A 14,637-nucleotide genomic window follows, 5' to 3' on the forward strand; every position below is an offset into this window, starting at 1 on the left:
GACGCCGAGGTTCACCGCGGGCCGAACGATTGGGGGGTTTTGTATCCCGACAGCGTCGGCAACGAGCCGCTGTTGCGGCGGGAAGTGGAGGCGCGCGGGCGGGGCCACGATTTTCAGTATGCGTCCGCGGGTTCAGGGATCCAGGTCGTGCTCGGAGCGCGGCGGCTGTCCATCATCGACTTGTCGGAAAAGGCGCGCATGCCGATGGGCAGCGCCGACGGCCGCACCTGGATCACCTACAACGGAGAAATCTACAACTTCCGCGAACTGCGCTGCGAATTGCAGCAACGCGGCTACCGTTTCCGCTGCGATTCCGACACCGAAGTCCTGCTGCACGGGTACGAGGAGTGGGGAGAAGGGCTGCTGCCGAGGCTCCGCGGTATGTTTGCCTGCGCCCTGTTGAGGACTGGCGAGGCACCCGGGTTGCTGCTTGCCAAAGACCGCTTCGGGATCAAGCCGCTGTATTACTTCGCGGACGACGAGCGCCTGCTGTTCGCCTCCGAAGTGCGTTCGATGATGGCGAGCGGACTGGTGCCGCAGCAGCACGACGTGGAAGCGATGGTGCGCTTCCTGCAGTTGGGATCGGTACCGCTGCCATTGACTACCATCCGGAACTTGCACGCATTGCCCGCGGCCCACCTGCTGTCGTGCGAGCGGCGCAAAGTGGCCGTCCGCAAGTACTGGGACCTGCACCAGTGCTTCGGTTCCGAACGGGATACCCAGGATGCGGAACGTGAAATTCTGCCATTGCTTACCGACTCTGTACGAGCGCACTCGGTGAGCGACGTTCCGCTGGGAATTTTTCTGAGCGGCGGAATCGATTCCTCGTCACTGGTAGCCCTGGCGAGCCTGGCCGGGCAGCGGCCCATTAAAACCGTATCGGTCACTTTTGACGAGCCCGCATTCGATGAGTCGGTCTACGCGCGAGCGGTGGCGCGGCAGTACGGCACGCAACATGGCGAAGTTCGGCTGACGCGGCGCGACTTCTTCCAGGAATTGCCGCGAATTTTCAAAGCTATGGATCAGCCCACCGTGGACGGCGTGAACACGTATTTCGTCTCCAAGGCGGCGAAGGCGTTCGGGCTGACGGTGGTGTTCGCGGGAATCGGGGGCGACGAGATTTTTCTCGGCTATCAGCATCTGAAGCACGCGGCCATGCTGAGCTGCGCCTCGCAACTGATGTCGCACATACCCAAGGTCGTGCGCACGCCGATGGTGAGGACGGCGTACAACGCCGGGCTGCCCTATGGACGGCGCGAGAAATTGACTTACCTGATCAATCCCACGCAGCAGAACATGTACCTGCTGTTCCGGGGCTTGTTCGGGCCGCAGCAGATCCAGGAGTTACTCGGCGTTACCGAGCGCGAAGTACGGGACCTCGGAGTGCGGATCCCGGGTTCGCCCAAGCAGCAGCCGGGCGCCTTTGTGGATGCGCTGGTCAGCCTGGAGTTTCACCATTACCTGCAGAACCAGTTGCTGAAGGACACGGACTTTATGAGCATGGCGCACTCCATTGAAGTGCGCGTGCCGTTCCTCGACCATCCCGTGGTGGAGTATGTGCTAGGGGTGGCTTCGGCGCAGAGACTGCGCGGACGCAGTCCCAAGCCGCTGCTGGTCAATGCGCTGGGAGAGAACTTGCCGCGGATGGTGTGGGATCGGCCGAAAAAAGGGTTCAGCTTTCCCTTCGGGGAATGGCTGCGGGAAGATCCGGGAGAACTGGAGGCGGATGTACAGGACCGGCGGCTGTTCGGCTCCCGGGCGGTGGAAGAATTGTGGCAACAGTTCCGGCAAGGCGGGGTGCACTGGTCGAGGCCATGGGCCTTGTCCGTGCTGTCGCGCGTGATGGAAACACAGCCGGCGATGGCCGCTGCTTCTCGCGCCACCGCAGCGGCGCCCATCGAGGTGCGGATGACGGAGGCCCCGGCGGCAGGACCGGGATTGGAATTACCAATTGCGTCATCGTTGTCGCACCACAGCTCGCCGGCGGAGCGCGGCGCTCCGCGCAGCGGACAGCAGCACGTGCTGGTGCTGCTGACGGACCTGTTGGATGCCGTCGGCGGTATCCAGACATTCAATCGTTCGCTGGTGAAGGCCCTGGACGGCATCGCCTCGGCGCAGGGATGGAAGGTCGAACTGCTGGTGTTGAATGATCGTCGCCGCGCCGGCTACCAGTCGCAATATTTCGATCCCGAACGGGTTTCTTGTCGCTCATTCGAGCGCAAGACGGCGGCGTTTGCCGCGGCAGCGGTGCGGCACGCCAAGAGCTCCACCACCGTGATCGTCGGTCACGTCAACTTCTGCCCGATCCTGCCGCTCATGAAGCGGGCGGCGCCCTCGATCTATTCCATCCTGGTAGCGCACGGCATTGAAGTATGGAAATCGCTTCCGGTGTTTCAGCGTTGGGGTGTTGGCCGCGTGAACGAAGTGCTGGCGGTAAGCGATTTCACGCGTGACGAGATGCGGTTGCATAACCGGCTGAATGGGCTGGCGTTTACCAAGTTTCCCGACACGCTCGATCCGTTTTATGGCGGCACCAGTTCCGGAGATGCTCGCTCCCGTCTAGGACTGGGGCCGGGGCCGATGCTGTTGAGTGTCTCGCGTCTGGACAGCACCGAGTTCTACAAGCGCATTGACCTGATCCTGGAAGCGATGCCGGGCGTCATCAAACAGGTTCCGAATGCACTCCTGGTAGTGGTGGGGGAAGGGACAGGCAAAGCGCGCCTGCAGCGGCTGGCGGCACAGCTGCGGATCGATGATAAAGTCCGATTCACCGGGCGCGTCGCCGAACAGGAATTGCCGCTGTACTACCAGGCGTGCGACATGTTTGTACTTCCCAGTCTCAAGGAGGGATTCGGCATCGTGTTCCTGGAGGCCATGCAATATGGCAAGCCCTGTATCGGGGCACGTGCTGCCGCGGTGCCGGAGGTGATCATGGACGGCGAGACGGGGCTGCTGGCGGTACCGGGAGACCCACGCAGCCTGGAACAGGCCATTGTCACCTTGATCAGAGACGCGACGTTGCGACAGAAGATGGGACAAGCCGGACTACACCGGCTGGAAACCAATTTTTCGTTTCAAAGATTCCGCCAGCGGCTTGAGGAGGTCCTGTGCCGACCACCGGCGTGAGCGCAGAGAGAATCGAGATCGCGGCGGAGGCGCCGGCGTCGAGCGTGGCGGTGATTGCGCCGTCGCGCGGACTATCGGCGGTGAACCTGCGCGAGATTTGGGAATACCGCGAACTGCTCTACTTCCTGGCGTGGCGTGACATCAAAGTACGCTACAAGCAGACAGCCCTGGGGGCAGCTTGGGCGCTGCTGCAGCCGCTGTTCCTGATGGTGATCTTCACCCTGCTGTTTGGGAAAGTGGCAAAAGTCCCAGTGCCGGTGCCGTACCCGGTGTTTGCCTTCTGCGGCCTCTTGCCGTGGCAGCTTTTCGCATTTGGCCTTTCGCAATCGAGCAATAGCCTGGTGAGCAGCCAGAACCTGATCAACAAAGTATTCTTTCCACGGCTGGTGATCCCGATCTCGTCGATTCTTGCCGGGCTGTTGGATTTTGTGATCGCTTTCGTTCTGCTGCTGGGAATGATGGCATATTACCGTATCGTTCCGGGCATGAACGCGCTCCTGCTGCCGTTGTACGTCCTGTTCGCAGTGGTGGCTTCGTTGACCGTGGGCATCTGGCTGTCGGCGGTCAATGTTCGTTACCGGGACGTGCAATACACGCTGGGATTCTTGACCCAGTTCTGGATGCTGGCCACGCCGGTGGGGTACCCAGCGTCGGCGGTGCCGCAGCAATGGCGGTGGATCCTGGCGGTGAACCCTATGGCCTCGGTGGTGGAAGGATTCCGCTGGGCGCTGCTCGGGCATGGCGAAAAGCCGAACGCAATGTTGGCGGTCTCCGTGGGTCTGGTGCTGTTGCTGTTGATCGGCGGTCTTCACTATTTTCGGCGCGTGGAAAAGACCTTCGCGGATATTTTGTGAGCGTTTGCCGCAATTCGGTTCCCTCCACGAAAGTAACCAACCCCGCGGGCTAGTTTGTCGGCAGTAGTGCGGGGGGATTAGGAAAATGCCCTCCCAAGCTGCAACAATTTGCATCTACGCTTAACCCTTATTTTGGCACGCCTCTAAGTAGCTTCGAATGCAACAGGTCACAGGTGGAATATTTGGTACCAGGATTGCTCCTGTCAGGGCAGGCACTCGAACTCAACTGAGGCTTGGAAAGACCTTATGCGTAAACTCTTGCAGATTGGCTGCGTGGTGGTGGCGCTGGCGACCCTGGTGTCGGTAGCCAACGCCGATACCACCACCAACATCGTGCAGAACGGGACGTTCCAGACGACGGCGCCGTTCAATTCCTGGGGTTACCTGACGCTATGGGCTGGGTCGACCGACCTTACCGGGTGGACTATCGGCGGGGACAGCATTGATGTCGTCAGCGGCAGCATGTGGCAAGCGGCGCCGAGCGGAGGCAATGCCATCGACCTCAGCGGCAATGCAACCGGCTTGACCAGCCAACTGCTCAACACAGTCCCAGTCGGATCCTACTGGACGATCAGCTTCTACCTGGCCGGTAACCCAGACAACACGGCATCCAAGAGTGTGCAGGTCAGCTTCGGCAGCCAGTCCTGGGTCTACACGGTCGCCGGCGGAAATACCCCGCAGGACATGGGATGGCAGCTGATTACGATCAGCAATATCCAGGTCGACAATAGCCCAACAGCGTTGACCTTCACGAGCCTGACCAACAGCCCTTGGGGGCCGGCAATCGCCGGCGTTTCGGTCGTAGACCCGGCCGCGCCGAGCGCTGTTCCCGAACCGGGCAGCATGCTGCTGCTGGGCTCGGGTCTGATGGGAGTGGCCGGAATGGCCGCACGGAAGGCCAAGGCAAGGAAGTCTTAAGCGAATTGCTTAGTGGCTGCATGGGGGATGCGGCTGCGATGAAAGAAAGGCGGCGAAAGCTGCCTTTCTTTTTTCCCTGCGCCCGAGAGCAGGCGCGCAATGGCATGGTCGCTGCCGTTGCTGGCAAACCGGAAAAAACTATGCGCTTTCTACTTGGCCGACGGCGGCAACCAGCACTGCCGGCTCGCTTACCTGTTGAGCGCGGCGGCCGCGGTAGCGAACCGAGGACGAAAGCCGTTGCGAGGGCAGTTCGATGAAGCGGTAGAAGACCCAGGAGGCGCCGATGGTTCCGGCGACGGCAGCAGCGAGCACCAGCAACTGCGCCGGCAAGGTATGCGCCCAGCGAGCTCCCAGGTTCACAATCTTTCCGCCAATCGGGACGTGCAGCAAGTACATCGAGTAACTGATCAAGCCGAGGTCGGTCAGGCGCGAGGAAGGAATCTCGACGAAGGCTATGACCAGGGCGGTGGCGATCACGACGATCGACACTAAGTGGCCATTGACAAGCCAGCATACGGTTCCTGTCACCAACAGGCCGCCAAGCATCGTCTTCGTCGAGATCAGTTCCGCCTTGCGCTGGAATGTCAGGATGCCGGAGACAAACAGGGGGAACCAGACAAAGACCAGCGTGGATCGGCGGATCAGGATGGCCAGCAGGATGAGGGCGAATAAAAATCCGAAGCGAACCGAACCTCTGCGGTCGACCAGCAGCGGAAACAGCACCCCAATCAGCAGGTAATACTGAAACTCAATGCCGAGACTCCAAAACACAACGTTGACCCAGGGCCTGCCGACAATCGAGTTGACGTAGCCGAGATGACAGAGCAATTGGGTCGCGGTGTAGTGGGGCCACTCGCCGCGAAATCCGGGTGCGAAGGGCACGAGGTACGAAATGGCGATGATGAGAAGGATATCGGCGATGTAAGGCGGATCGAGGCGGGTAATACGCTTGAGGAGAAAGCGGCTGAAATCGCCGCCTCGATAGTCGGCCCGGTACAGAGAATAGGGGATGATGAAGCCGGAGATGACAAAAAACATCTCGACGCCGACCCACCCATAATGCCCGCTCGACTTGAGGACTCCGTCGGCGAGGAGCGGTCCGCCGTTGGTGAAGTGGAACCAGGCGACGGAAAATGCAGCCAATCCCCGTAGTGCATCAATGGTGCCGAGACGACGCTGCATGAAGATGGGCGGATTATAGCCCGGCGGAAAACCGCGGGCGCAATCCGGCCGCGAGGGAATTCGCGATGAACCTGATGAAGCAACTCGGCGCGCATTTACAACCTTGAGGCGGCTCACGTAGGGTTGGGAAAGCGGCGGTCTGACGTCGGATATAATGCGGCCACGCCACCATTCATAAATGGGCAACGTAGCCATTCACTGCGAGTCGCTCGGAAAGCGCTACCGACTGGGCGCACGTCCCACGAATTCTCTCCGGGAAGCGCTGATGGGGCGTCTCACCTCACGCTTTCATCGAAACGGAGACTCTTTCCAATCTGCCGATCGCGGAACGATCTGGGCTTTGCGAAATGTCTCGTTTGAGATCAAGCACGGCGAAGTGGTGGGGCTCATAGGCCGCAACGGGGCGGGGAAAAGCACAGCTTTGAAACTGCTGTCGCGGATCACCGAACCGACCGAAGGCCATGCCCAAGTGAGAGGACGGGTGGGCTCGTTGCTGGAGGTAGGCACGGGTTTTCACCACGAGTTATCGGGTCGGGAAAACATCTTCCTGACCGGGGCCATCCTGGGCATGCGCAAAGCGGAAATCGAGCGGAAGTTCGACGCGATCGTGGATTTCGCGGAGGTCGAGAAATTTCTCGACACGCCGGTCAAGCGTTATTCCAGCGGCATGTACGTGCGGCTGGCATTCGCCGTCGCCGTCCATCTGACAGCTGAGATTCTGCTGGTGGACGAAGTGCTGGCGATCGGCGACGCGCAATTCCAGAAGAAGTGTTTCGAGCGGGTCAGGAACATCGGCTCGTCGGGACGCACCATCCTGTTTGTCAGCCACAACATGGCGGCGATGCGGCAGATCTGCAACCGGGGGATCGTTCTGGATCGCGGGAACCTGATCGCGGATGGTGATATTGATGAAGTCACCGACCAATACCTTTCGTCGGTGGATTCGGCCACCATGAGGGGAGGACAGTATGAAACTCCCAGTTGCGTGTTACATGAAGTCGGAATCCGGTCTCTCACCGGGCCGGTGATCAAGACCTTCGACCGAGTCGAGGTGCGGGTCGGATTTACGGCGAAGGTGAAGTTGAGAGACCCCGGGTTGTACATCTGTTTCCAGGGGCTGGACAATCACCGGATTGCGGGCGTGATCTCCAACGATCTGAAGACGTTTCCTCCGGTGGAGGCCGGTGAGAGCATCGAACTGGGATTCGTGATCGACGATTTCCCGTTGCTTGCCGGAACCTACAACCTGGAGGTGCAATTCCGGGACAGCGAGGAACACAAATACGAATTTGTGCCGACCCTGTTCCGATTCGACGTGGTCGAAACTCCCGTGTATGGAGGCCACAAAATCGACCACTGGTTCGGCACCGTGGGATTGAAGGCGACCCCGCTGCAAGAGAGACGAGCCGAGCACGCAGCCAGTCATGACTAGGATTGAAGCGGCCAACGAAACGGCGGAACCCGGCGGGACACTGTTTTCGCGGGCGGCTGCCATGATGCAGCCGTGGCTGACTTCTTTTGCAGCGTTGCGGGCGAATCCCTACGACTGGGCTCGCGAAGGCCTGTTGCGTAATCGCGGCCGTCTGATGCAACGGGCTTACCGCCTGCCTGCAGTGCAGTTGTCGTCGCTTGCTTCCGTGGCGGATTGCCGAAGCGAGGCCATCCTGGACCGCATTCTGTTGCCTCCGTTTTGCGCCGGCAGGCATGACGACTTTTCAGCGCTGATGAGTATCGTGAAGGCGCAGCAACCCCGCATCGTGGTGGAACTGGGAACTTCCTATGGCAACACGGTGGCGAATATCTGCCGGGTGTGCCCGGAAGCGCGGGTGTACACGGTCAATGCGCTGCCGGAGCAGATCACCGGCACGCTGATCACCCACGCCCTCACTCGCGAAGAGATCGGGAGCGTGTATCGCCGCCAGGGATTCTCAAGCCAGGTCGAGCAGATCTACTGCGACACACTGAACCTGGATTTGTCGAAATACCTGAGCGAACCGGTGGCTGACCTGGCGATTGTGGATGCATGCCACGATCCGAGGCACGTGATCAATGATTTTCACAAGGTTGCGCCGTATATGAGGCGGCAAGGAATCGTGCTCCTCCATGACACACATCCATCGATGAGAGGGCACCTGTGGGGAAGCTACATGGGGTGCATGAAATTACGAATGAACGGTTACGAAATCCAGCATGTCAGCGGCACATGGTGGGGAGTCTGGCGCAATCCAGGCGCGGCGCAATCATGAAGACCATGCTGGTGACAGGGTCGTCGGGCCTGATCGGCTCGGAGAGGTAGTCGGGGATGGCCGTGGTTCGCGTGTACCTGACTACGTATCGCCGGCACCAGTTGCTTCCTCGGGCGCTGAATAGCCTGCTCAACCAGACCTTCCGCGACTGGGTCTGCGAACTGCACAACGACGATCCGGCAGATCCGTTCCCGGAAGACCTGGTGCGCCGCACCGGAGACTCCAGGGTCACGGCGGTAACGCACGAGGTCAACTACGGCCCCACGCGCTCGTTCAACGGATTTTTTAAGCCGATCAGCGAGCCCTACTTCAGCGTGCTGGAGGACGATAACTGGTGGGAGCCGCGGTTGCTGGAGCGGCTGCTGGCCGAGATGCAACGTCATCCGGAGGTATCGGTAGCCTGGGGCAACCAGCGTTATTGGCGGGAGCAAGCGGATGGCACCTGGGCAGACACGGGACGCAACATCTGGGAAACGCCGGAGCGGGCGGAGCCGCAGATATTCGGGTGGCCGCAGCCGACGCATCTGTTGAACGGCTTGCACTCGGTGGGAGCGATGGTGGCGCGCTCGGCGGCCCTGCAGAACTGCTGCGTTCCGCCGACCACCGATTTCGCGGCCACGGAAGGCTACCGGGAGCGCATGTTTCCCTTTCCCGTGATGTTCGTTCCGGAGCGGCTGGGAAATTTCGCGCTCACGCTGGGCACGTCGCGGACCGCGGACCCGGCGATTGGAACCTTGTCGGGCGCGCTGCAGGCGGGCAGCCTGCTCGCCTGCACGAATCCCGGCGACGAGGCGCTGCGCAAAACCTGGTCGCAGGTATCCAATCCGGGCCGGGAACGAGGCAGCAGCCACATGCTGTTTTACGCCGCCTTGTTCTTCCCCGAGTGCCGGCGATTGCTGCGCTTCGCCGGCTTCAACGACTGGCTATTCTTCATGGCGTATTCGGCGCGACATCCGCTGCGGGCGATGCGGACGATCCACCTGCACCGCGAAAAGCAAAACGAAAAAGAATTCCTGATGAGGCATACGCGCGCGCGCGTAGAGGAGAGCAGGCGTCGAACTCTCGCGACCGGCCAATGAACATGACCTCGCAACCCGTCCTTTCGGTGGTACTCCCGGTGCACAACGGGGCCAAGTACCTGCGGGAATCAATGGCGTCGGTGCTGGCGCAAACCGAGCGGGCATTCGAGTTCATCGTGTGGGACGACGGCTCCGGCGACGAAAGCCGCGAAATTGCGGCCAGTTTCTCCGATCCGCGCATCGTACGCTTCGCCAACGAGAAGAATCTGGGGCTGTTCCCGACATTGAATCGCGCGCTTGCCGCGGCGCGCTGCGACCGAATCCGGTTGTGGTCGCAAGACGACGTCATGGAGCCGAATTGCCTGGAGCGTGAGACGGCATACTTCTCGCGCTTCGACGGCTGGGGCATGGGCTATTGCTACTACCACGTGATCGACGACCGGGGACGCGTTTGCCTGCGCCGGCCGCAGGTGAAAGAGGCCAGGCTGATTCCCAGCGATTGGGCCGCCGAGATCATGTTCTTCCACGGCAGCCTGACCGGGAACATCGCCAACATGACATTGCGACGCGACGTTTTGCGGAAACTGGGGGGTTTCGATGAAGGCTACCGCTACGCAGGCGATTTCGACCTGATCGAACGAATTTCCGCGCGCTATCCCATTTGCTGCATCTACGAGCCGCTGCTGCTGCTCCGCCAACACCAGGGGCAGTTCAGCCGCAAGCACCGCGCCTACCTGGATTCCATTGAGGAGGGAGAGCAGATACAACAGCGGCTCCGCCGGCGTCTGTCGCTTCGCCAGGAGTACGTCGAGCGCTACGATTCCTGGGCGCGCGGCGTACAGGACGCACATTATGCCTTCCGCCTCTCCCTGCATGGAGACCTGTCCGGGTACAAGCTTCTGCGCCGGCAATCGCGGCTGGGCCGTTCGGCCCTGTGGTGGTTGCTGACCGCAAATCGACGCCTCTACCAGATGCCCAGGAAATACAGTCCCGAACTGGCAGAGCACATGGCGTGGGAACCAAAGTGGCTCAGTCATTGATTGCCCGTTCCGCGCTTCGAAGCTGTTTGTCGCCGAGAAATACCAACCCACCCGCTAGCTGGTGACGGGCGCGAAATTTTGCGCTAGGCTTGGCGGTTTGCGGTCCACCGAGTTCCCGCAGGAGCAACCCCTATGACAGTCCTTTGCTCGATGAAGAAGGTTTTCATTCTTTTCCTGGCGCTGATCGTCTGCCTGCCGATTGCGCTGGCGCAGTCCTCCACCGCGGCTGCCGAGAGCAAGACGCCGGATCTTTTCGAGAACTGGAAGTTTCGCAATCTTGGTCCGGCGGCCGGGGGCGGCCGCGTCGCGGCGGTAGCAGGGATTCCCGGCAATCCCAATGTCTATTACGTGGGCGCGGCGGCAGGAGGAGTGTGGAAGACGACCGACGCCGGCTTGACGTGGAAGGCGGTATTCGAGAAGCAGCCGACGGCTTCCATCGGCGCGATTGCGTTGGCGCCGTCCAATCCCAACCTGGTGTGGGTAGGGACAGGGGAATCGAATCCGCGCAATGACGTGGTGACCGGCAAAGGCGTGTACCTCTCCCCGGATGGTGGCGCGAGCTGGAAGTTCATGGGGCTGGAGAGCGCCGGGCAGATCTCGCAAGTCATCGTGCACCCGACGAATCCGGACATCGTTTACGTGGGAGTGCTGGGGCACGTGTGGGGCCCGAACCCGGAGCGCGGCGTGTTTCGCACTACCGATGGCGGAAAGACGTGGCAAAAAGTTTTGTACGTAGGGGATACGACCGGCGTGAGCGACCTGGTGATGGACCCTTCGAACCCGATGGTCCTGTTTGCCGGCATGTGGGAGTTCGTGCGTCATCCTTGGATGCTGGTCAGCGGCGGCGAGAGCAGCGGAATCTACCGTTCGACCGACGGCGGCGGCACGTGGAAGAAATTGAGCGAGGGGTTGCCGAAGGGGATGCTGGGGCGCATCGGGCTATCGGTGGCGCCGTCCAACGGCAATCACGTCTATGCGCTGATCGAAGCCAAGAAGGGAACCCTGTGGGAGACGACCGACCTGGGCGAGCACTGGAAGCTGGCGAGCTCCGACATGCGCTATGTCTACCGCGGCTTTTACTTCACCACGCTGCACGTTGCCCCGGACAACGAGAACCACATTTATTTTCTGTCGTACCAGATGCTGGAGTCGCACGATGGGGGCAAGACGGCGCAGGTCATCGGGCGCACTGTCCACGTCGATCATCACGCGTTCTGGATTGACCCCAAAGACGCCAGCCGCATGATCAACGGCAATGACGGCGGCGCTTACCTTTCCACCGATGGCGGCAAGAACTGGCGATACCTCAACAACCTTCCCATCGAGCAGTTCTACATGGTCGCCTATGACGACAATCGTCCATACCTGCTGTGCGGCGGTCTCCAGGACAACAACGGCTGGTGCGGTCCGTCGAACAGCCTGACGCGCGGAGGCATCGTGGGCGCTGACTGGTGGACGGCGGTGGGCGGCGATGGCGAGTACATCGTTCCGGCGGGCGGGAAGTCGAACATTATTTATGCCGACTCGCAGAACGGCTCGATCACGCGCATGAATATCACCACTGGCACTTCGGATTTCGTGCGGCCGTACCTGCAGGGCGTTACCGATCTGGCGCCGAAAGACCTGAAATATCGTTTCAACTGGACCTCGCCGATTGCGGTGGCGCCGAACGACTGGAAGACCGTCTACCTGGGCGGCAACGTGCTGTTGAAATCAACGGACGCGGGCAAGACTTGGACGCCGATCAGCCCCGACCTGACGCGAAACGACAAGTCGAAACAGCTGCCCAGCGGCGGGCCGGTGGAACTGGACATGAGCGGCGCCGAGACGTTCGACACAATCCTGTCGATGGCGATCTCGCCCAGCGATGCGAACGTGATCTGGGCCGGCACCGACGATGGACTGGTGCAGGTAACGCGGGACGGAGGCAAGAGCTGGGCCAACGTCACGCCGGCACGGATCCCGGAGTGGGGACGCGTGCAGCAGATCGAGGTGTCGCCCTTCGCCGCCGGCACAGCCTACGTCGCATTCGATTATCACGAAGTCGAGAACAATCACCCCTTCGTCTTCAAGACGCACGATTTCGGGAGGACCTGGACATCGATCACGAACGGCCTGCCGGGCAATGATCCGGCGCGCGTGGTGCGCGAAAATCCCAACCAGAAAGGCATGCTGGCGCTGGGCACCGACACCGGATTGTTCTACTCCTACGACGAGGGCGAACACTGGACGGCAATGAAGGGAAACTTTCCGACGGCGCCGATCTACGACCTGAAGTTCCACAAGGATGGGCACGACCTGATCGTGGCCAGCCATGGACGCGGGCTGTTCGTGCTCGACGACATTACCCCGCTCGAGGAAAGCTCGCCGCAGGCGCTGGCGCAGGACTTCCATCTTTATTCCTCGCAGCCGGGTGTGAGATGGCGCACGTGGGCAGGGGAGAAGCACGGATTCAGCGCGCGGGGAGACTTCTCGGCGCCGAACCCGCCGCTGGGAGCAGTGATTTCGTATTACCTGGCGAAGGCCATCGAACCCGCCGCGGAGCAGGCCGGGGCGCAGCCCACGCAAGCCGGCTCTGGACAACCGCGCGCGCAACAACAGGAAACGGCCGCGGCTCCGCAAGGCGCCGAAGCGGTGCGGGCACAGGAGGCCGGCCCGGAGCGAGAAGAGCAGCCGGCCGGCGAAGGCCGCGGCGAGCGTCGCGGGCCGGTGAAGATCGTGGTCACCGATCCCGGCGGCCAGGTCGTGCGTACGCTGTATGGACCGGGCAAGGCGGGCCTGAACCGGGTTACTTGGAACATGCGGTACGACGCGGAAAAACGGCTGAACTCGGCGAAGCCACCCGATGAAGAGAACGAGTTTTTCAATCCGGGGGGACCAGCGGCGCTGCCGGGCGACTACAAAGTAGCGGTGACGGCGGCGGGCAAAACGGAGAACACCAGCGTCGCCGTCGTGGCCGATCCGCGCATGCCGTTCGACATGGAAGCAGGCCGGGCGCAGCTGCGGCAAGCCCTGGAACTGCGCGCCTGGCTGAACGCGATGAATGAGTCCATCAACCGAATGGACAGCTTGAAATCGCAGATTGCCACCGTGCAGCGGCTGTTGGGGCCGGAGGCGGAGAACAGCGGCGTGCAGAACGCGTCCTACCAGCCCGTGCTGGCGCAAGCGCGCGCGCTGCAGCGCAAGCTGAACACGGTGGAGGAGAAGGTGTTCAACGTAGCCGGGGTGAACGATCCAGTGGCCCGGCTTCACAACCTGGCGCGCATGCACGATCGCCTGCAAAGCGCCTACCGGTCGGTGTCTCAACCATACAACCAGGCGCCTACGCCGATGGTGATGGAAGACGTGAACGCGGTCAGGAAGGAACTCGACGTGTACGTGGCCGAGTTCAACGAATTGCTGCGGACCGACGTGGCTGCCTTCAACAAGCTGGCCCTGGAAAAGGGCGCCAACACGCTGTTCGCCGGCAATCCTATCGAACTGAAAGGCGGTTCGGCGCCGACGTCGGGACAGTAACCCCGTATCGCAAAAGGCTTTTCCCCGCTTTCCCGCTCCTCCCCGGGAGCGGGGAGGCGGCGGGCGGTGCTCGCCTCACACCCGAGGGTGACCTGTATCACTGACCCATGTGCTTCCGCCGAACGAACATCGGTTCGGGTGCGGGCGTGTGCGCGTCCGCCATTTCGCGGGCCAGGAACCCGCGCTTGCCATGCGGGACAGCGAACACGGACGGCGATGGTTCTGGGCGACGCTGGCGCTGTCCAGCATCAGCATCATCGCGCTGGTCTTCGCGTTCTGGGAGCTGGTGGAGAACCACTACTTCCGCGACCTGAACTACGTTTCGCTGCATTACCTGTACATCAGCCGTGGGATTGCGTCGTCGCTGCTACTCGCATCGTGGGCGGCATGGTTCGTGCTGCGGCAGCGGCGGATCACGGAAGCCGAGCTGCGACGCTCGCGCGAGCGATACCGCGGCCTGTTGGAGTGCTCGCCGGACGCGGTCGCACTCTACGACCCCTCGCTGCGAGTGCTGGAGTGGAATGCGGCGGCGGAACGATTGTACGGATTCTCCAAGGCGGAGGTGATCGGAAACCGGCTGCCGTCGGTGCCTCTGGACAAGGAGGCGGAGCTGGAGTCGTGCCTCGATTCAGTAGAGGCGGGCGGAGCCGTGCTCGACCGGGAGACGCTGCGCCGCAACCGGCGGGGCGAAGCCATCGAAGTGCAGCTCAGCTTGCTGCCATTCCGGGAGGGCGGA

The 14,637-nt window shown here is 61.6% G+C and carries 10 protein-coding genes; 9 read left to right on the forward strand and 1 reads right to left on the reverse strand.

Going from position 1 to position 14,637, the window contains the following annotated elements:
* The 3 genes from asnB to VFI82_03885 form a co-directional block, all read left to right on the forward strand.
* The coding region (gene asnB, locus VFI82_03875; protein HET7183797.1) for an asparagine synthase (glutamine-hydrolyzing) at nucleotides 1–3,126 on the forward strand (3,126 nt) is incomplete at its 5' end.
* Nucleotides 3,108–3,980, forward strand: coding sequence for an ABC transporter permease (locus VFI82_03880; protein HET7183798.1), 873 nt, complete (start codon nucleotides 3,108–3,110; stop codon nucleotides 3,978–3,980). The genes asnB and VFI82_03880, both read left to right, overlap by 19 nt.
* A gap of 246 nt (nucleotides 3,981–4,226) precedes the next feature.
* Nucleotides 4,227–4,898 (forward strand): DUF642 domain-containing protein, encoded by a 672-nt coding sequence (locus VFI82_03885; GenBank protein ID HET7183799.1) that lies wholly within the window; start codon nucleotides 4,227–4,229, stop codon nucleotides 4,896–4,898.
* Nucleotides 4,899–5,036: 138 nt separating this feature from the next.
* Here VFI82_03885 and VFI82_03890 read toward each other — a convergent pair whose 3' ends face one another.
* Nucleotides 5,037–6,275 carry an acyltransferase gene (locus VFI82_03890; protein HET7183800.1) on the reverse strand — a complete coding sequence of 413 codons (1,239 nt, stop codon included), beginning with the start codon at nucleotides 6,273–6,275 and terminating at the stop codon, nucleotides 5,037–5,039.
* A gap of 70 nt (nucleotides 6,276–6,345) precedes the next feature.
* Between VFI82_03890 and VFI82_03895 the strand changes: the two genes are divergently transcribed.
* The 6 genes from VFI82_03895 to VFI82_03920 all read left to right on the forward strand — a co-directional run.
* Nucleotides 6,346–7,512 carry a polysaccharide ABC transporter ATP-binding protein gene (locus VFI82_03895; GenBank protein HET7183801.1) on the forward strand — a complete coding sequence of 389 codons (1,167 nt, stop codon included), beginning with the start codon at nucleotides 6,346–6,348 and terminating at the stop codon, nucleotides 7,510–7,512.
* Nucleotides 7,505–8,326 (forward strand): class I SAM-dependent methyltransferase, encoded by an 822-nt coding sequence (locus VFI82_03900; GenBank protein HET7183802.1) that lies wholly within the window; start codon nucleotides 7,505–7,507, stop codon nucleotides 8,324–8,326. The genes VFI82_03895 and VFI82_03900 overlap by 8 nt, the downstream gene beginning before the upstream one ends.
* A gap of 56 nt (nucleotides 8,327–8,382) precedes the next feature.
* Entirely contained in the window at nucleotides 8,383–9,405 is a 1,023-nt protein-coding gene (locus VFI82_03905; GenBank protein HET7183803.1) for a glycosyltransferase, read from the forward strand.
* Nucleotides 9,406–9,407: 2 nt separating this feature from the next.
* A complete protein-coding gene (locus tag VFI82_03910) occupies nucleotides 9,408–10,385 on the forward strand; it encodes a glycosyltransferase (GenBank protein ID HET7183804.1) in 978 nt (325 codons plus the stop codon).
* 132 nt (nucleotides 10,386–10,517) lie between these two features.
* On the forward strand, nucleotides 10,518–13,901 hold the full coding sequence (locus VFI82_03915) for a hypothetical protein (protein HET7183805.1): 3,384 nt from the start codon (nucleotides 10,518–10,520) through the stop codon (nucleotides 13,899–13,901).
* A 190-nt stretch (nucleotides 13,902–14,091) separates the two neighbouring features.
* On the forward strand, nucleotides 14,092–14,637 hold a 546-nt coding region (locus tag VFI82_03920), incomplete at its 3' end, for a PAS domain S-box protein (GenBank protein HET7183806.1).

Source organism: Terriglobales bacterium, from assembly GCA_035691485.1.
In the GTDB taxonomy this organism is placed as follows: domain Bacteria; phylum Acidobacteriota; class Terriglobia; order Terriglobales; family Acidobacteriaceae; genus JAIQGF01.

Coding starts and splice junctions, on each gene's coding strand:
- VFI82_03885 (HET7183799.1), top strand. CDS start 4,227: ATGCGTAAACTCTTGCAGATTGGCTGCGTGGTGGTGGCGCTGGCGACC.
- VFI82_03890 (HET7183800.1), bottom strand. CDS start 6,275: ATGGCTACGTTGCCCATTTATGAATGGTGGCGTGGCCGCATTATATCC.
- VFI82_03895 (HET7183801.1), top strand. CDS start 6,346: ATGGGGCGTCTCACCTCACGCTTTCATCGAAACGGAGACTCTTTCCAA.
- VFI82_03900 (HET7183802.1), top strand. CDS start 7,505: ATGACTAGGATTGAAGCGGCCAACGAAACGGCGGAACCCGGCGGGACA.
- VFI82_03905 (HET7183803.1), top strand. CDS start 8,383: ATGGCCGTGGTTCGCGTGTACCTGACTACGTATCGCCGGCACCAGTTG.
- VFI82_03910 (HET7183804.1), top strand. CDS start 9,408: ATGACCTCGCAACCCGTCCTTTCGGTGGTACTCCCGGTGCACAACGGG.
- VFI82_03915 (HET7183805.1), top strand. CDS start 10,518: ATGACAGTCCTTTGCTCGATGAAGAAGGTTTTCATTCTTTTCCTGGCG.